This is a genomic window from Rudanella paleaurantiibacter (genome assembly GCF_009184635.1).
Classification (GTDB): Bacteria; Bacteroidota; Bacteroidia; order Cytophagales; family Spirosomataceae; genus Rudanella; species Rudanella paleaurantiibacter.
Window position 1 is genome coordinate 256,504 of the sequence record NZ_WELI01000002.1, and the last position, 17,608, is coordinate 274,111.

Sequence of the window (17,608 nt, forward strand, 5' to 3'; positions counted from 1 at the left end):
CGAAATGAAACAGACAATCGCTCTTATTCTGCTTCTGGTAGCTACCCTGACTACGCAGGCGCAAACGCTGGCCCCCGACGCCTTTGAGCAGCAGCTAAAGCAAACACCGGCGGGTCAGCTGGTCGATGTACGTACCCCCGGCGAGTTTGGCGGAGGGCACCTGGTAGGAGCCAAAAACCTCGACTACCGCAATCCGGCCTTCGCCCAAACGCTCGCCCAGTTAGACAAAGCAAAACCGGTATTTGTGTACTGCCTGTCGGGCGGGCGCTCGTCCGATGCCGCCAAACTCATGCGCGAGCAGGGCTTTAAGAACGTCTACGAGCTGGAAGGCGGTTACCTGAAATGGACCACCAAGATGAAGCCCGTAGAAGGCGTTGTAGCTGACAGTAAAGCCAATAGCATCAGCCAAGAACAACTGACCGCTATTTTGAAAAGCAACGACCTCGTTTTGCTCGACTTCTACGCCCCCTGGTGTGCCCCCTGCGTGAAAATGATGCCCACCATCGATCAGCTGGAGAAAACCTACGGAGCCCGCCTTCAGGTGGTTAAAGTCAATGCGGATGCCAACAAACATCTGCTACAGGCGTATCAGATCGACGAAATTCCGACCCTGCTCCTCATGAAAAAGAGCCAGCCCAAACAGCGGATGATTGGTTTACAAACGGCCGCCGTTCTGAACGAACTAATCGAGCAAAACTTGTCGAAATAAGAGTCATGTCAGTAGACCCAGCGATGACCGCCGGGCGGCCCCGATCTCGTTTTCATCGCTGAAACCGCCCAAGCGGACATTACTCTAAGAGATGACATCTCTGGCAATTGACTTCCCAAAACGGAGACATCTTGCAGAGATGTCATCTCTAAAACACGCCCAAGTAGACATTACTCTGAGCGATGACATCTCTGCCCAAAACAGAGACATCTCTGCAAGATGTCATCGCTATAGCACGAAACGGAGCCATCATTGGCTCCATTCTTTTTTTACCGCATGAAAATCACTGCTATATCCGTATACCGCTTTGATATTCCGCTCAAAGCACCCATTGCTATTTCGCTGGGTACGATCGAACATGCGCGCAACATACTGGTGCAAATCGATACCGATACCGGGCTCACGGGCTGGGGCGAGGGTTCGCCGTTCTGGATGATTGCGGGCGAAACGCAGGCATCGGGGTTGGCGGCTGCCCCCGATATGGCCCGGCTGCTGCTCGGCCGCGAGGCTACCGATGTGGGCGGATGCGTGGACACCCTGGCGCGATACCTGCCCAACCACCCCACTACCCGCTCGGCCTTCGATATGGCCCTGTACGATGTAGCCGCTCAGGGGGCCAACCTGCCCCTGTACGCCTATCTGGGGGGCAGCAAACGCCCGCTCATCACCGACGAAACCATCTACCTCGACACGCCCGAGCGCATGGCTGAGATCGCCCGGACAATGCTGGCTAAAGGCCCCGAAGCCATCAAACTGAAACTGGGTACCGATGCTCCAACCGACATTGCCCGGGTACGGGCCGTGCGGCAGGCTATTGGAGATGCCGTGCCCATTCGGACCGACGCCAATCAGGGGTGGGATGTTCCCACGGCCGTGGCTGTGCTGCGGGCCATTGGCGACCTGAATGTACAGTATTGCGAACAGCCCCTGCGCCGGGCCGACCTGGCCGGACTGCGGCACTTGCGAAGCCTCTCGCCCGTACCGATCATGGCCGACGAAAGCCTTTTCGATGCCGCCGACGCCCTGCGGCTGGCCCGCGAAGAAGCCGTCGATTACTTCAACATCAAGCTCTCCAAAAGCGGAGGTATCTGGGAAGCGCTCAAAATCAACGCCGTTGCCGAGGCAGCTTACACCCGGTGCATGATTGGCTGTATGTCAGAGTCGCGGCTGGGGCTCACGGCCAACGCCCATTTTGCGTCGGCACGACCCAATGTGGCCTTTTGCGACCTCGACGGCTGTTTTGAACATGCCCACGACCCCATTCAGGGTGGCCTTAGCTACCACCCTTACCGCATCGAACTCCCCGACGCACCCGGTATCGGAGCCACGGTTGACCCGGCGTTTCTGGCCGACTGCGAAAAGTGGGTTTTTGACTGAGGGCCGGGCAAGTTTAGGCTTTAAGGGACAAATCGCACAAAAACATGAGTCATCTCGAATTTTCGAATTTTTGATGATTTTAAGCCCAAGTTCCTCCCTGGATGCCCCGTCAGGGGCCTAATATTGGTAGCTAACCGGGAACATAGACCCAATACCAGAGCCCCGAAGGGGCGTAACCCTAAACAAGTTACGCCCCTTCGGGGCTCTGGTATTGGCGGGAGACATCTTTTCTACCAATATTCGGCCCCTAACGGGGCGTCGAGTCGAGGCCACTGCTACCCTAAAATTCGGGATGACTCATTTCTGTTCCGTTCAGGGCCGTACCGTGGGCCGGTCGTTCGGCTTTACCGCAACACCGAATCAATCGGTTGTTCGGCGGGCTGCGATTGGGGTTGGGCTGGCTGGGTCGGATACTGCTGTGGTTGCTGGTAGCCCGGCATTGCCGAACCATCGCCGTACGGGCGTACCGGAGGCCCGATAAACTCCACCGCCGTGATGTAATATTTGGTATCTCCATTCCACGGGAGCCGCAGAATTTTCTCTTCGTAATGCAAGGTTACCCGCTGCCCGGTTTTCACGGCTTCGGTGATTTTGGCACCTACGGCTTCGTCTTTCACCGAAAAATCGAAGTACTGCGGGGTCAGTGAGCCCGTTTCGCCCGAAAAGCCACCCACATTGAGCACCCCCTCGTAGGTTTTGAATACATAACCCCGCCGGCTGAATTTCGAAACGGTACCGGCCCGCTCGCCATCACTGTAACTCCAGCCCGTGAGAATGTACAGAATGCCGAAAACGACCAGTATAAACACTAAAAAATAAAGCAAAGCACGCATAGACAAATGGTTTAAAGGTATGTGACAGCTTCTTGGCTGTTACCTATCTGGCGTTCTGACGATGTACCAGAGCTCAGGTAACGTATATGGACAGAGCGCCAAATTCGTTGGCGGCAGCCGGGAGCACAAATGAACAAAATCCAAACGCATTTCCCCATAAATCGTTTGAAAAAGTGGTTTACTGCCCTATGGCTGAGCCACTTTTTGCACCATTCGGTCGCCAAATTCGGTAAAATAAGCCCCCATTTGTGGGCCAAACCAGTTCATGTCGCGGGTTTCGTACCGGGTTTCGTGGTAGTATGCGTCGGGCGTCACGTAACCAATGTACCCTCCGTTGAAACTGGTCACCATCAGATTCAGGCCCCGGCCCGCCACGGTCTTACCCAGTTGCATGGCCAGTTCGCCCGAAAAGTCGGCGGGCATACCCAGTAGCACGGTATTACCGATACGGAGTGCTTTCATTTCGGCCGGATAATCACCGTAAAGTTTCAGAAAAAGCCACGGCCGTAACCGCCAGCCATCGGACACGCGCACGTGTGCATCGCGCAGGGTGAGCGGGAGGGTGAGCAAAGCCAGCGCCGAATCGGGCCGGGCAGGTGCCTGAGTCAGAGCCGTACTGATTTTGGTCGTCAGGCTGTCGGCAATAAAATGAAGCTGGGCATCTTCGGTTTCGCCTTGCTCGGTAGGCCCCATGCTGCCCACAGCCCCGGCCATGTACATGGCAAAGCCTCCCGTCCGTTTCTCCAGATTATCGACCAGCACGCCCGGCCAATCGCGGCTGAGCCACTGCGGCACATCGGAGTTAATAATGGTAGAATGAGCCGCAAAGCTCGCCAGCGTGGCCGTTTTACCCGCTGCCTGCCGCAGTTGCAGCACCCGCACCCGGTCGTCTTCGGGCCCCTCGTTATGCAATCGGTTATAGACCATTTCGGGCGCGGCCGTCTCGGTGTAGGCTACCGAAACCGGTTGCAGGTCGCCGTTGGCCACCCGAATCGCGTTTAGCACCGAATTGGTTATGAGCGCCACAATACGCTCCTCGTACGAGCCGGCAATGAGCGTCCCGACAAGGCCCGGTGCCCACCCGCCCAGACTATTGTGCGAGTGAATAGCCCCCATATATACCTGCTCCCACGTAAAGCCCACTTCGGGCAACCGACGTTTGAGGGCCTCGACCACGGTAGGCGGCACAATGAGCAGATCAAGGGCCACCAGAGCCACCCGAACGCTACCATTATCAACCACGGTAGCGCGGGCATAAATCGAATCGTGAACGGTACTCCAGTGCTTACCCCGCCGAACGCCATAGCCACCCGTAGGCGTGGTGAAATCGGGCGTCATGTTTACTTTGGCCCAACCCGCCCGCAAGCCCTGTTTGGCTGGTGTGGGAGTGGGCAAACGCGCCAGACGGTCCATCGTTTGGCGGTAAAAATCGGTTTGGGCGTAGGGCGTATCGTCGACCGGAATCAGATTGGCCGCGATAAACAGGGCGAGCAGGCCAACCACGGCCAAAATGACAAACACAAAACGGCGAAGGAGTTTCATACAGCAAAGGTAATTTTTGCCACCAAACTCCCACCGTTTCAACACGACACAGTCGACACTTGCCCACCTTGGCGGCTCTGACTGACAAACCGTACCTTTGCACCATGACGCAACCCATCGGCATTTTTGATTCAGGGTACGGTGGTCTGACCATCATGCGCGAGATTGTCAACGCCCTGCCGCAGTACGATTACGTGTACTTGGGCGACAATGCCCGCACGCCCTACGGCACCCGCTCCTTCGAAACGGTGTATCAATACACGCTTCAGTGTGTTCGGCATTTGTTTGAGCAGGGTTGTCAACTGGTGGTACTGGCTTGCAATACAGCCTCGGCCAAAGCCCTCCGCAATATCCAGCAACTCGACCTGCCTACGCTGGCACCCGGTCCCAACGGCCCTTCACGGCGGGTACTGGGCGTGATTCGTCCCACTACCGAGGTTATTGGCCGTTACTCCCAAACGGGTCAGGTCGGGATTCTGGCTACGCGCGGTACCGTGCTGTCGGAGTCGTACGTAGTAGAGATTGAGAAGTTTTTTCCCGGCATGGGCGTCTTCCAGGAAGCCTGCCCTATGTGGGTGCCTTTGGTCGAGAACGACGAGTTCGACAAACCCGGTGCCGACTACTTCGTGAAACAGCACATCGATCGGCTGCTGGCGCAATCGCCCAATATCGACACCCTCTTGCTGGCCTGTACGCACTACCCACTGCTGTTGCCCAAGATTAAGCAGTACACGCCCCCCCACGTAACTATTTTGAGCCAGGGCGAGATTGTCGCGCGGAGTCTGGCCGACTACCTGAAGCGCCACCCCGACCTGGCCACCCGGTGCAGTCAGTCGGGTGAACGTAGGTTTCTGACTACCGACTCAGCGGCCGATTTTAGCCGGCAGGCTACTATCTTCTGGGGCGATACCGTAACCGCCCGGCAGGTAGTTTTATAACCCCCACCCAACTGGGCAAATCGAGCGTCAACGGTAATCGGTTGCCGCCAAATGGCTATCTTTGCAGCCTCTGGCTGAATGAATAATGGAAAAATGTACAATGAATAATGGGGATTTGGCCCAGTTTCTGTACCAAGGCTTACCATTATTCATTGCGCACTGGTCATTATTCATTACCGTTCATGAATGTCTTAAAGTTTGGCGGCACGTCCGTAGGCTCCGTTGAGAGCATAAAGCAGGTTATCCAGATCATTGAAGATGCATCGCGCGGTACTGAGTCGACCGAAGGCCGCAACATTGCCGTGGTCTTCTCGGCCATGGGGGGCGTCACGAATCAACTGATCGAAATTGGCCGCATGGCCGCCAACGGCAGTCTGGACTACCTCGATCTGGTACGCCGGATCGAAGACCGGCACTTCAACGTCGTCAAAGCGTTTATTCCGGTCAAGGAACAGAGCAAGGTGTTTGCCAACATCCGGGGCGTCATCAACGAGCTGGAAGACCTGCTGCGGGGCGTTTCGCTCATCCGGGAGCTGTCGGCCCGTACGCACGACCTCATCACGAGCTTCGGCGAACGTTTATCCACATTGGTTATGTCGGAGTGCATCCGGTCACGGGGCTTGTCGGCCCGGTTCTGCGATGCCCGCAACCTGATCAAAACCGATGCCCAGTTCGGGCAGGCCGAAGTGAATTACCCTCTTACCAATCGGCTCATCCGCGACTATTTTGCCAATTCCAACAGCATTGAGCTGATTACGGGCTTCATTGGCTCCACCGAAAAAGGCGAAACCACCACCCTCGGGCGCGGTGGCTCCGACTACACGGCCAGCATTATCGGGGCCGCACTCGACGCCGACCTGATCGAAATCTGGACCGACGTCGACGGCATGATGACCGCCGACCCACGCAAGGTATCCAACGCCTTCAACATCCCTACCATCACCTACGCCGAGGCCATGGAGTTGAGCCACTTTGGTGCCAAGGTGATCTATCCGCCCAGCCTGCAACCTGCGTTTGCGCGCAACATCCCGATTCGGGTGCTGAACACGTTCAACCCGGCGCATCCGGGCACGGTGGTCAGCCGCAATGCCGACCGCCGTCAGTACACCATCACGGGTATTTCGAGCATCGACGACGTGGCTCTGGTCAACGTGCAGGGTTCCGGCATGATTGGCGTAGCCGGCGTTTCGGCCAAGCTGTTTGGCGTATTGGCCGAGCACCGCATCAGCGTGATTCTCATTTCGCAGGCCTCATCGGAACATTCCATCTGTTTCGCCATCGACCCGCGCGCAGCCGACCGGGTAAAGACGATTCTGGACGAAGAGTTTGCCGCCGACATCGCCAGCGGGCACGTAGACAACATCACCATCGAGCGCGACCTGTCGATTATTGCCACCGTGGGCGAAGGCATGCGCAAATCGTCGGGTATTGCGGGCAAACTATTTTCGGTACTGGGTAAAAACGGGGTCAATATTGTGGCCGTCGCGCAGGGCTCGTCGGAGATCAATATCTCCATTGTCATTGCCAAGACGAACATTTCGAAGGCGCTCAACGCCCTGCACAACGTCTTTTTCCAGTCCGAAGCCCGGATTCTGAACGTGTTTCTGGTGGGTACGGGTCTTATTGGCCGAACGTTGCTGAGCCAGATTCGGAGTCAGTTCGAGTACCTCCGCAACGAGAAAATGCTCAAGGTGTGCGTGGTGGGTATTTCGAACACTAAAAAGATGCTGCTCGACCCGAAGGGCATCGACCTCGACGATTGGCGCGAGCGGCAACTGACCGAGGGCGTCACTACTTCGTTGCCGGCTTTTGTGGAGAAAATAAAGTCATATAACCTCCCCAACTCGGTTTTTATCGACTGTACGTCGGACAAAGACATTGTGCAGTTTTACGACTCCCTGCTCGACGCCAACGTGTCGGTCGTGACGCCAAATAAAGTAGCCAATTCGGGTTCGTATGCCGAGTACCGCCGGTTGCAGCGCACGGCCCTGAACCGGGGCGTCAAATTCCTGTACGAAACAAACGTGGGAGCAGGTTTGCCCATTATCAACACGATTCAGGGCCTGATGACCGCCGGCGACCGGTTCATCAAAATCGAGGCTATCCTGTCGGGTACGCTGTCGTACATTTTCAACACCTTCCAATCGGGGAAAAAGTTTGTGGACGTGGTGCGCGAGGCTAAAGAGAAAGGCTATACCGAACCCGATCCGCGCGAAGACCTGAGTGGGCAGGATGTAGGCCGTAAGATTCTGATTCTGGCCCGCGAAGCTGGTTTTGCCCTGGAGCCAACCGACGTAACCATCACGAACCTGTTGCCCCAACCTTGCCTCGACGCCCCCACCATCGACGCGTTCTTTGAGCAGCTCGACGCCAACAACGCGTATTTTGAGAGCCTGCTCACCGAGGCCGAGGCCAAGGGCGAAAAGCTGCGGTACGTGGCCACCTTCGAAAACGGTAAGGTAACCATAGAACTACGCTCGGTCGGGGCCGACCATCCGTTTTATACCCTTTCCGGTGCCGATAACATCATCTCGTTTATCACGGAGCGGTACAAAGACCGGCCGCTGGTGATCAAAGGCCCCGGTGCCGGTGCCGAAGTGACGGCCTCAGGTGTATTTGCCGATATGGTGAGTATTGGTAGTTATCTGGGGTAGAAACAATCGGGGTCTTGCCAACTGTTATAGGTAGCAAGACCCCGATTGTTTTTATGTCCCTCACAAAACTGTCCCTCTCGTTTTATCAGGATCATGACACCCTCACGCTGGCGCAGCGGCTGCTGGGCTGCGAACTGGTACATACAACCCCTGAAGGCCGTACAGCAGGTATCATCGTTGAAACAGAAGGGTATATCACCGGCGACCCGGCTTGCCACGCTTACCGGCGCGAAACCAAACGCAATGCCGCCATGTTTGGCCCGGCAGGTACGTTGTATGTGTACCAGATTTACAACCATTATCACTGCATCAATGTGGTAACTGGCCCGGCGGGCGTGGGTGAGGCTGTCCTGATCCGCGCCCTCGAACCCACCGACGGTATTGACCTGATGGCGTACCGACGTAACGAAGCCTTCAAAACGGGATTTGCCCGCTACCGCAACAATACGATCGACGGCACAACACCCGAAGGGTTCCGTAACCTCTGTAATGGGCCGGGCAAGCTCGTGATCGCCCTCGGTATCAGCCGGCCGGAGCACAACTTTAGCTCGCTCGTGACGGGGCCGGTGAGCATTACCCCACCCGTACTGGATACCTTCGACATGGTTACGACCACCCGAATTGGCATCACCCACGGTGCCGATCTCCCCTACCGGTACTACATCAAGGGCAACCGATTTGTAAGCAAGAAGTAGGATAATGAATAATGCGTAATGAATACTGTATGATGGGCTGACACGTCAACCGTCTTCCAGCGTCTATTCATTATTCATTACGCATTATTCATTGTACATTATACATTGTTTACTGTTCACCGTTCCAGTCCCACACTACCACAACCCACTCTTCGGCAGCGGCTGGCTCATGGAACGAATGCACAGCCCGAAATCCAACTCGCTCATGAGCCCGTAGCGAACGCGTGTTTCGCGCCGATATATCGGTGATAAACAACCGAAACCGGTCGCTGTAAACGGCCCGGTGTTTCTGGTACATACGGTCGAACAGACCCTGCCCCCGGTAGTCTTTATCAACACAAACCTGACCAACCAGATAGTAAGGGTACGTACTCAGCATTCGTCCCTCGTAAGGCACCGCATCGAGCAACGCAAACAGACTTTCCAACTCCGGCACGAAGGCCCGCGCACCGGGCATGGCCGTAATGGCATACCCTACCACCCGGTCACCATCTTTAGCAATGACGCTGGGGCCTAACTCATGCATTTGCTGCATCTGGCCGAGGGTATATTGAAGCGTGACAAAGCCCTGTTGCTGCTGTATTTCGAGTGGCAGGTTACGCGATAAATTCTCGGCCTGCAAGGCTAAAATACCCGCCAGATCGGCCTCCGTGCGAGCAGTGTCTATTTGTACCATTTTATTACTTTTTAATCTATACGTATACGTATCAAAACAGGCCAATAACCGTCCTAAACAGGCCAAAAACGGGCTTTTCAGGTAGGGTTGACCCACTGCAAATATCTTCGGAAATCATTTGGTAAACCGAATAAAAAAACGTAATTTTATAAGCTTAATCAAATACAACAAATGGCTAAAACAGACATGGCGCAAGCCACAGCCAGTGCGACAGAGAACAAGCTGAAAGCACTGCAAACAACCATCGAGAAGCTTGACAAAGCCTTTGGCAAAGGAACGGTAATGCGGCTGAGCGAAAGCAAGGTTGTGGATGTTCCGGTTATCTCGACAGGTTCGCTGGGTCTTGATCTGGCGCTCGGAATTGGCGGTATGCCGCGCGGGCGTGTCGTTGAAATTTACGGCCCTGAATCATCGGGTAAAACCACGCTGACGATGCACTGCATCGCTGAGGCTCAGAAAAACGGTGGCCTTGCTGCCTTTATTGATGCCGAACACGCTTTCGACCGCGTGTACGCCGAGAAGCTGGGTATCGACACTAAAAACCTCCTGATTGCTCAGCCCGACAATGGCGAGCAAGCTCTCGAAATTGCCGAGCACCTCATCAGTTCGGGTGCTATTGATATTCTCGTGATCGACTCGGTTGCGGCCCTCGTTCCCAAGGCTGAAATTGAAGGCGAAATGGGCGAGAGCAAGATGGGTCTTCAGGCCCGTTTGATGTCACAAGCCCTGCGGAAACTGACGGGCGTGATCAACAAAACGGGATGCTGCTGCATCTTTATCAACCAGCTGCGCGAAAAAATCGGGGTGATGTTTGGTAACCCAGAAACCACAACCGGTGGTAACGCCCTTAAATTCTACGCATCGGTTCGTCTGGATATCCGCCGGATTGGTCAGATCAAAGAAGGTGCCGACAATGTAGTGGGCAACCGGGCGAAGGTGAAGGTGGTGAAAAACAAACTCGCTGCGCCCTTCAAAGTAGTTGAGTTCGACATTATGTACGGACAGGGTATCTCGAAGGTTGGCGAAGTTCTCGACCTGGCTGTAGAGATGGAAATCGTGAAGAAATCCGGCTCGTGGTTCTCGTACGATGGCAACCGCCTGGCACAAGGCCGCGACGCCGTGAAGGAACTTCTGCTCGATAACCCTGAACTGATGGGTGAAATCGAAGCGAAGATTCGGGCTAAAATCAACGAAGACGAAAACGCCCTTCTCGATCCGATTGGTGGCGCTGAAGACGACGGCGAGGGCGACGAGTAAGCCGAACGCCTATCATAACCAAAAAGGCCGGAAACGAACGTTTCCGGCCTTTTTGGTTATCCGAGTTAGCCTCCATTAGCGATACGTACCGCCCGCCCCTCGTAGTTTCGTTACAAACTCCCCCTGCTCAATTCGAATGCTATCGGGCGAGTGACCCGACAGTCGGCTGTCAACCACCAGAGAAAGCCTAAAACGGCCCTTTATTTCACCCTTGAGTGAATCGTACGAGACGATAGTAAGCCCGTTTCCCCAACGCCCCGGTTTATACGTGCTGCTGAAGCCAACCGACATTTTGGCGGTAAGTGTTGAGCCAACCGTATCGGTCGCACAGAACAAGTTGGCGTAGTCTGTTTTGAACCGACTGAGCGTACAGGCCCGTTTGGGGATGTTAGCGAGCGTAAACGTCAGCAACTCGTCGCCCTGGTCATTGAACTCAGTAATAAACACATCGAAAGCATGGTCGTTGCAGGGGGTTCGGCTGGTGGCCCAAATGCGCGGATTTTGCAGGGCCCGCCCATTACGCATTCCCGATACATTCCCCCAATACTGCGCCGAATACGCCGATGGTGGCCTGGGCTTTACCTGTTTGACCAGACAGCCAGATAAAATAAAAAGGCAAACAAAAGGCAGGGCGCGCACAGAGAATTGCATGAATAATGGGTTGGCGATACGCGTATTGAGACGGCCAATCTGCCCCTGAAGCACATTTTTTTCGATAAACGGTAGCTATAGCGTGTTCAAGCCCTGCAGTCTGGGCAAATCAGAAAGCCGAAAAAATTTTAAACTTTTTCGGCTTTCTGCAATCCATCCCCTCACATACCCCGTATATACCTTCAAGCCTCATTGAAACCGGTTATAAAAAACGCCCAGATCGGCGGTACGAATGTTGGGTTATTTGCTCCCTCTGCAAATCAGTTTCGGTACGTTCTCTGTGAAATATTCAGACTTTATATGACATACAATTTACCTGGCAACAGGCCGAATCAGGGGTGATACAGGCTTGTTGTTAACCAGCAAAAAACCCCGGCACTTTAGCCGGGGTTTTTTCTTATTACTAAAAAGCGACTTCTTACCGCTCGGTGATGGGTACAAACGACCGCAGGGGCGAGCCGGTGTACACCTGACGCGGCCGACCAATTGGGTCTTTAGTCTCCCGCATCTCTTTCCACTGAGCAATCCAGCCCGGCAAACGACCGATAGCGAACATAACCGTAAACATATTGGTCGGGATGCCCAACGCGCGGTAGATGATACCCGAATAAAAGTCAACGTTCGGGTACAGTTTACGCTGAATGAAGTATTCGTCGTTCAGAGCGGCTTCTTCCAGACCTTTGGCAATCTCAAGAACCGGATCGTTTACGCCCAGTTTGTTCAGCACGTCGTCGGCCGCTTTTTTGATGATCTTAGCCCGTGGGTCAAAGTTTTTGTACACCCGGTGACCGAAACCGAACAGACGGAAGCCCGTTTGCTTGGCATTCTTCGCCATCTCGATATACTTGGCTACGTCACCACCATCGTTGCGGATGTCTTCGAGCATTTCGATTACTTCCTGGTTGGCACCACCGTGCAACGGCCCCCATAAGGCATTGATACCCGCCGAAATAGACGAGTACAGGTTTGCCCGCGACGAACCAACCAGACGAACCGTTGAGGTTGAGCAGTTCTGCTCGTGGTCGGCGTGCAGAATCAGCAGAACGTTCAGCGCTTCAGCGACTACCGGGTCAACGGTGTATTCTTCAACTGGCAGCGCAAACATCATGTGCAGGAAGTTTGAGCAGTAGTCGAGCGAATTTTTAGGGTAGTTGACCGGGTGCCCCTGCGACTTTTTGTACGACCAGGTAGCAATGGTTGGCAGTTTGGCCAGCAAACGAACAATGTGCAGATCGGTCTGATCGGGCAGCTTGTCGTTGTACGAATCGGGGTAGAAAGCACTCATAGCACTCACCAGCGACGACAGCACGCCCATAGGGTGCGCGTTGACCGGGAAGCCTTCAAAAATCTTGCGCATATCTTCGTTCACCATCGTGTGGCGACGAATCGACGCTTCAAACTTCGTTAACTGGTCCTGGGTTGGGAGTTCACCGTAGATGAGCAGGTAAGCCACTTCGAGAAAACTTGCCTTCTCCGCTAATTCTTCGATGGCATAGCCCCGGTACCGGAGAATTCCTTCTTCTCCGTCCAGGAACGTGATCCCACTTTGCGTGGCTCCTGTATTTTTATACCCTTTATCTAACGTGATGAAACCCGTTTGGTCACGGAGGTTAGAGATGTCGATTGCTTTTTCGTGCTCGCTTCCCTCCAAAGTGGGAAACTGATACGATTGGCCATCAACGTGTAATTCAGCGACGTTTGCCATAAAATTCAGTTCGGTAAGCTATTCAGGTTTAACGGATTAATGCACTGATCAATGCGAGAGCAGACCTCTGTAGGTCATCCCACAGCTCGACCGGCGAAATTAAGGCAAAAACAAACCCGAAGGCTTTTTGTATCCGTAAAATCTCCGTTTTAGGTCTACTCTATTCTGAAGAAACACAAAAACCGGAGGCTAAGTTTACGGCTTATGGCGTAGTTACGAGCTTACCACCCTTCATTACCAGCTTTACCCGCCGAACGGCCCCCATTTCCTGCACGGGGTTACCAGTCACCGCCACCAGATCGGCCAGCAACCCGGCTTTCACACGGCCCCGGTCGGTAAGGCCAAACACATCCGCATTGACCGACGTAGCCGAACGGAGTACCGCAAGGGGTGCCATGCCGTAATCGACCATCATCTCCAGCTCGCGGGCGTTATCGCCATGGGCAAACACCCCCACATCGCCCCCAAAGCAAATGGTAACGCCGACATCGAGCGCCTGCCGAAACGTGGTGCGTTTGTTACGAATTCGCTCCGGCTCAGGCTCCTGCCCTTTTCGCCAGCCCCGGTACTGACTCACGGCATCGCCAGCGGCCAGGGTGGGGCATAGCGCCACTCCGCGTTCTTTCATTAAGGCAAAAATTTCGGGTGTACCGGCATCGCCATGTTCCAGCGTGCGGCAACCAGCCAGAATAGCCCGGCGCATGCCTTCGGCCGTACCGGCGTGTGCCACCACCGCCCGGCCACTGCTCGCGGCTACTTCGACCATCAGCTTCAGCTCGTCGAGAGTGAACGTAGGGCGGGCGTCGGCCATCAGGCCCCAGCGGTAGTCGGCATAGACTTTCACCACGTCGGCCCCTTTGCCAATCTGCCGCCGAACAGCCTGTATCAACTGATCGTGTCCGTTGGCCTCTTCGGCCCCCTGCGGCACCTCAATATCGGGGCTGAAACTTTTGGGACCGTAACTGCCCGTGGCAATCAGTGCCCGCGTGGCTACCACCATGCGCGGCCCCGGAATAATACCTTTATCGATGGCCTGTTTGAGCCCCACATCGTCGTAATCGGCCCCCTCGGTACCCAGATCCCGAACCGTCGTGAAGCCAGCCAACAGGGTTTTGCGGGCGTGTACGGTGGCCCGGGCAACGCGTTCGCTGCGGGCTTCGCGCAGTACCTGATCGTCCCAGGGCGTTTCGTTGTACGGGTGCAGCAACAGATGCGAGTGTCCTTCAATCAGACCGGGCATGAGCGTCGTGCCACGCAGATCGATCAGTTGGGCACCCTCGGCCCGGATTTCGGCCGCAGGGCCTACGGCTTCAATCCGGTCATTGCTGACCCGTACGGCCCAACCCTCGCGCATTACTTCCCCATCAAATACCCGATCGGGCCGAAGTACGACCGACTGTGCCTTCGCTACCCCAATCAGCAGCGACAACGCCAGTATCAAATAGGATTTCAACGGATTCCGCGGTTTTGGGTGAGGGCGTCGTAAAACGTTTTCCCAAATACAAGCACGACCAGCCCCGGCAGCAACATGGCACCGGCCTTGAAGCCCGCACCTGTCAGCTTATACACACCGGTGGTAAACTGCCCCACGCTCTGCACCAGCCAGATCAGCCCGGCAATGGTCAGCATGGCCAGAATAATGATGGCGATGGGTCGCTTGAAAAACCGACGGGCTGCTCCGCCCAGCAACAGGGCAACGGCCGTCACACCGGCTACCGTACCCAACGCCCGTGGAAACGTGCTGATGTAATCGTATTCAAACAAAAACACGCCTACCCGGCCAATGAGGTTGGGGTTGGCCAGGAGCCAGGCATCCAGCACGACCAGCACCAGAAGCAGCACGTAAAAAAAGGGATTGCGCATGGAGTTTAGCAACGTCGGACACCACCCGACCGTTGAGGGTTTTAGTTTCGGGTAAAGAACTGAATCAACACAATACTAACCGACGTGAGTACGGCGCTGGCTGCCGTACGGATAAGCGTCGGGATGATGAGCGTCAGGCTACTGGCTTCGATGAAAAACAAAGCCGCGTGATGAATGAAGGCCATAGTGAGCACATACCGGAAAAACGTGCCCGTGCCTAACTCTCCCAAACTGAGGCCCAATCGAAACTCCTGCCCCGGCTGATCAATCTGCACCCGCGTCACCAACGGCCGAAAATAGGCCATCAACACAGTGGCAGCCGCGTGCATACCGAGCGTATTGTAAAACGTGTCGATGATGATACCGGTACCAAACGCAATGAGCAGACAAGCGGTCATGCTCAGCTCGTAGGGCAACAGCACAATGGCGGCAATGTAGACAAAACAAAACGCATAGTCGAACAGAACGAGGTTGCGCACAATCAGAATCTGTAGCACTACGTACAGCACAAACAGAAACGTATAATTCAGGATCTCGCGAATGGTCATTTCAGTGGGCAATTAACAACGAACAGTGAACAGCAAATGATACTTAATATCCGTTCGTTGTTCGTTGTTACTTATTTCTCATTTTCAACTTGCTTTTCCAGCTGCTCCTGCTCGTTTTGAAGCCGGTTTTCTACGACATACACAAACGACAGGTTGCTGAAGTTGGTGGCCAGATCAAGCGTAATATCGTGGAAGGTCTGGTTGGGCTGAACGCCCACGCCCCGCACCCGCCCAACCAGAATACCCGGCGGGAATGTGGAGTTAAACTCCGACGATACAACCGAGTCGCCTTTGTTGACGGGCTTGTACCGCGAAATATCCAGCAGTTTCATGCGGTGTGGGTCTACCCCATCCCATTTGGCTGACCCAATTTCGTCGGCCTTCACGAGCTTCGACGAAACCAGAAACTCAGAGTGCAGAATTGATGTCACCACCGAAAAATGGCGGTTACAGAGTTTCACCTTCCCTACAACACCAGTCGGCGAAATAACACCCATACCCGGCCGGATTCCATCGTCGGTGCCTTTGTCGATGGTAATGTAGTTGTTGGCAAACTGCGTGGTGTTGTTGATCACCTTAGCCACCGTGTAGGTAAACCGATTGGCAAAGATCGAATCGGCCTTGTAAGCAGCCGGGGCAGCCGGGGCCCCTTGTTGCAGGCGCGTCAGCTGGGCGTGCAACTGTTCGTTTTCGAGGGCAAGGTCGGCGTTTACGCGGTGCAGTTCGGTGTACTCACGGGCCGCGTTGGACCACGCCAACATGCGGGCGGCATACGCGTTGGAGGTGTTGAAAAAGCTCGCACTCCAGTAATTATTCGTGTTGATGATGAAGTAGAAGCACAAGACTTCGAGCAACACAAACAAGATGAAATTTCGGCTACGGAGAATAAAATATCCTAACTGCTCCATATGGTTCGGGCGGGTAGTCGGTCCGGTTTGGCTTTGCTATGTATGCAAAAATAGGTTTGAGCCGTTGCCCAAACCTATTTTTCTAATGATGAGTGATGAACGATGAGTAATCATGCGTCAGCAAATTCATCACTCATCGTTCATCACTAAGAAATCAGTACCGACTTGTAGAGGTCGAGGTTTTTGATCACCTCGCCTGTTCCTTTCACCACGGCCTTGAGCGGGTCGTCGGCTACATGGATCGGCAGTTTGGTTTTGGCCGCCAAACGCTTGTCGAGGCCATGCAGCAAGGCTCCGCCACCCGTCAGGTGAATACCGTTGGTGTAAATATCGGCCGACAGCTCCGGGGGCGACACCTCCAGGGCTTTCATCACCGCTTCTTCAATCTTCGAGATAGACTTGTCGAGCGCGTAGGCAATTTCGCTATAGGTAACCTTAATTTCTTTCGGGATACCCGTCATCAGGTCACGACCCCGGATTTCGTAATCCGACGGTGGGTTGTCGAGTTCGGGCAGTGCCGACCCCACTTCCATCTTGATTTGCTCGGCCGACCGCTCACCGATGAGCAGGTTGTGCTCCCGGCGCATATAATCGACAATATCACGGGTAAACACGTCGCCCGCAATTCGGATCGACTGTTCGCAGACGATACCCGAGAGGGCAATCACGGCGATTTCGGTGGTTCCCCCGCCGATATCCACAATCATGGTACCGTTGGGCTGCGTAATATCGATACCGATACCAATAGCGGCCGCAATGGGCTCATGCACCATGTACACCTCTTTTGCACCGGCGTGTTCGGCGGAGTCCTTCACGGCCCGCTTCTCTACCTCTGTAATACCCGAGGGAATGCAGATAACCATCCGGTGTGAGGGCGAAAAGAGCTTGCTCCCGGTGTCGATCATCTTGATCAATCCCCGAATCATCAATTCGGCGGCTGTAAAGTCGGCAATTACACCATCTTTCAGCGGCCGGATGGTCTTGATGTTTTCGTTGGTCTTTTCGTGCATCTGCATGGCCTTATGACCAATTGCAAGCACTTTACCACTGGCCTTATCCATTGCGATAATTGAAGGCTCATCCACCACAATCCGATCCTTGTGAATAATCAAGGTATTCGCCGTGCCCAGGTCAATCGCAATGTCGCTGGTTAGAAAATTAAAAAGTCCCATTTCAGGCGTTTTACAAAGGCGCTTTAAGTACGTTCGGTTTTCGTAAGAAAGTGCAAAAGTATAGATAATTCCAGAGAATT

The 17,608-nt window shown here is 54.5% G+C and carries 16 protein-coding genes; 6 read left to right on the forward strand and 10 right to left on the reverse strand.

The annotated features are described in order from the left end of the window. Nucleotides 1-4: 4 nt before the first annotated feature. Both F5984_RS05845 and F5984_RS05850 read left to right on the forward strand, forming a co-directional pair. Nucleotides 5-709 carry a thioredoxin domain-containing protein gene (locus F5984_RS05845; protein WP_152123341.1) on the forward strand — a complete coding sequence of 235 codons (705 nt, stop codon included), beginning with the start codon at nucleotides 5-7 and terminating at the stop codon, nucleotides 707-709. 276 nt (nucleotides 710-985) lie between these two features. Then, a complete protein-coding gene (locus F5984_RS05850) occupies nucleotides 986-2,086 on the forward strand; it encodes a mandelate racemase/muconate lactonizing enzyme family protein (RefSeq protein WP_152123342.1) in 1,101 nt (366 codons plus the stop codon). 344 nt (nucleotides 2,087-2,430) lie between these two features. On the opposite strand, the gene F5984_RS05855 is transcribed toward F5984_RS05850, so the two are convergent. Further along, nucleotides 2,431-2,919: a hypothetical protein gene (locus F5984_RS05855; RefSeq protein ID WP_152123343.1), complete on the reverse strand. Its 489-nt coding sequence runs from the start codon at nucleotides 2,917-2,919 to the stop codon at nucleotides 2,431-2,433. 186 nt (nucleotides 2,920-3,105) lie between these two features. After that, nucleotides 3,106-4,461 carry a neutral/alkaline non-lysosomal ceramidase N-terminal domain-containing protein gene (locus F5984_RS05860; protein ID WP_152123344.1) on the reverse strand — a complete coding sequence of 452 codons (1,356 nt, stop codon included), beginning with the start codon at nucleotides 4,459-4,461 and terminating at the stop codon, nucleotides 3,106-3,108. 104 nt (nucleotides 4,462-4,565) lie between these two features. On the opposite strand from F5984_RS05860, the gene murI reads away from it, so the two are divergent. The 3 genes from murI to F5984_RS05875 all read left to right on the forward strand — a co-directional run bounded on the left by murI (nucleotide 4,566) and on the right by F5984_RS05875 (nucleotide 8,748). Beyond that, nucleotides 4,566-5,399 carry a glutamate racemase gene (gene murI, locus F5984_RS05865; RefSeq protein ID WP_152123345.1) on the forward strand — a complete coding sequence of 278 codons (834 nt, stop codon included), beginning with the start codon at nucleotides 4,566-4,568 and terminating at the stop codon, nucleotides 5,397-5,399. A gap of 182 nt (nucleotides 5,400-5,581) precedes the next feature. Continuing rightward, a complete protein-coding gene (gene thrA / locus F5984_RS05870; RefSeq protein ID WP_152123346.1) occupies nucleotides 5,582-8,053 on the forward strand; it encodes a bifunctional aspartate kinase/homoserine dehydrogenase I in 2,472 nt (823 codons plus the stop codon). A gap of 53 nt (nucleotides 8,054-8,106) precedes the next feature. After that, the gene (locus F5984_RS05875) at nucleotides 8,107-8,748 is read left to right on the forward strand and encodes a DNA-3-methyladenine glycosylase (protein WP_152123347.1); all 642 of its coding nucleotides are present in this window, start codon (nucleotides 8,107-8,109) and stop codon (nucleotides 8,746-8,748) included. A 109-nt stretch (nucleotides 8,749-8,857) separates the two neighbouring features. On the opposite strand, the gene F5984_RS05880 is transcribed toward F5984_RS05875, so the two are convergent. Next, nucleotides 8,858-9,424 carry a GNAT family N-acetyltransferase gene (locus tag F5984_RS05880; protein ID WP_152123348.1) on the reverse strand — a complete coding sequence of 189 codons (567 nt, stop codon included), beginning with the start codon at nucleotides 9,422-9,424 and terminating at the stop codon, nucleotides 8,858-8,860. Nucleotides 9,425-9,595: 171 nt separating this feature from the next. Here F5984_RS05880 and recA point away from each other — a divergent pair, with 171 nt between their 5' ends. Beyond that, nucleotides 9,596-10,681 carry a recombinase RecA gene (gene recA, locus F5984_RS05885; RefSeq protein ID WP_152123349.1) on the forward strand — a complete coding sequence of 362 codons (1,086 nt, stop codon included), beginning with the start codon at nucleotides 9,596-9,598 and terminating at the stop codon, nucleotides 10,679-10,681. 75 nt (nucleotides 10,682-10,756) lie between these two features. Here recA and F5984_RS05890 read toward each other — a convergent pair whose 3' ends face one another. The 7 genes from F5984_RS05890 to F5984_RS05920 form a co-directional block, all read right to left on the reverse strand. Next, a complete protein-coding gene (locus F5984_RS05890) occupies nucleotides 10,757-11,332 on the reverse strand; it encodes a hypothetical protein (RefSeq protein ID WP_152123350.1) in 576 nt (191 codons plus the stop codon). A gap of 418 nt (nucleotides 11,333-11,750) precedes the next feature. Then, a complete protein-coding gene (locus F5984_RS05895; RefSeq protein ID WP_152123351.1) occupies nucleotides 11,751-13,037 on the reverse strand; it encodes a citrate synthase in 1,287 nt (428 codons plus the stop codon). Nucleotides 13,038-13,239: 202 nt separating this feature from the next. After that, complete coding sequence (locus F5984_RS05900) at nucleotides 13,240-14,490, reverse strand: metal-dependent hydrolase family protein (protein ID WP_152123352.1); 1,251 nt, start codon at nucleotides 14,488-14,490, stop codon at nucleotides 13,240-13,242. Next, nucleotides 14,487-14,900 (reverse strand): hypothetical protein, encoded by a 414-nt coding sequence (locus F5984_RS05905; RefSeq protein ID WP_152123353.1) that lies wholly within the window; start codon nucleotides 14,898-14,900, stop codon nucleotides 14,487-14,489. Before F5984_RS05905 ends, F5984_RS05900 begins: the two co-directional genes overlap by 4 nt. A gap of 41 nt (nucleotides 14,901-14,941) precedes the next feature. Further along, nucleotides 14,942-15,448, reverse strand: a complete 507-nt coding sequence (locus F5984_RS05910; RefSeq protein ID WP_152123354.1) for a hypothetical protein — start codon at nucleotides 15,446-15,448, stop codon at nucleotides 14,942-14,944. A 71-nt stretch (nucleotides 15,449-15,519) separates the two neighbouring features. Next, entirely contained in the window at nucleotides 15,520-16,356 is an 837-nt protein-coding gene (gene mreC / locus F5984_RS05915) for a rod shape-determining protein MreC (RefSeq protein ID WP_152123355.1), read from the reverse strand. A gap of 146 nt (nucleotides 16,357-16,502) precedes the next feature. Continuing rightward, complete coding sequence (locus F5984_RS05920) at nucleotides 16,503-17,528, reverse strand: rod shape-determining protein (protein ID WP_019989459.1); 1,026 nt, start codon at nucleotides 17,526-17,528, stop codon at nucleotides 16,503-16,505. Nucleotides 17,529-17,608 lie beyond the last annotated feature (80 nt).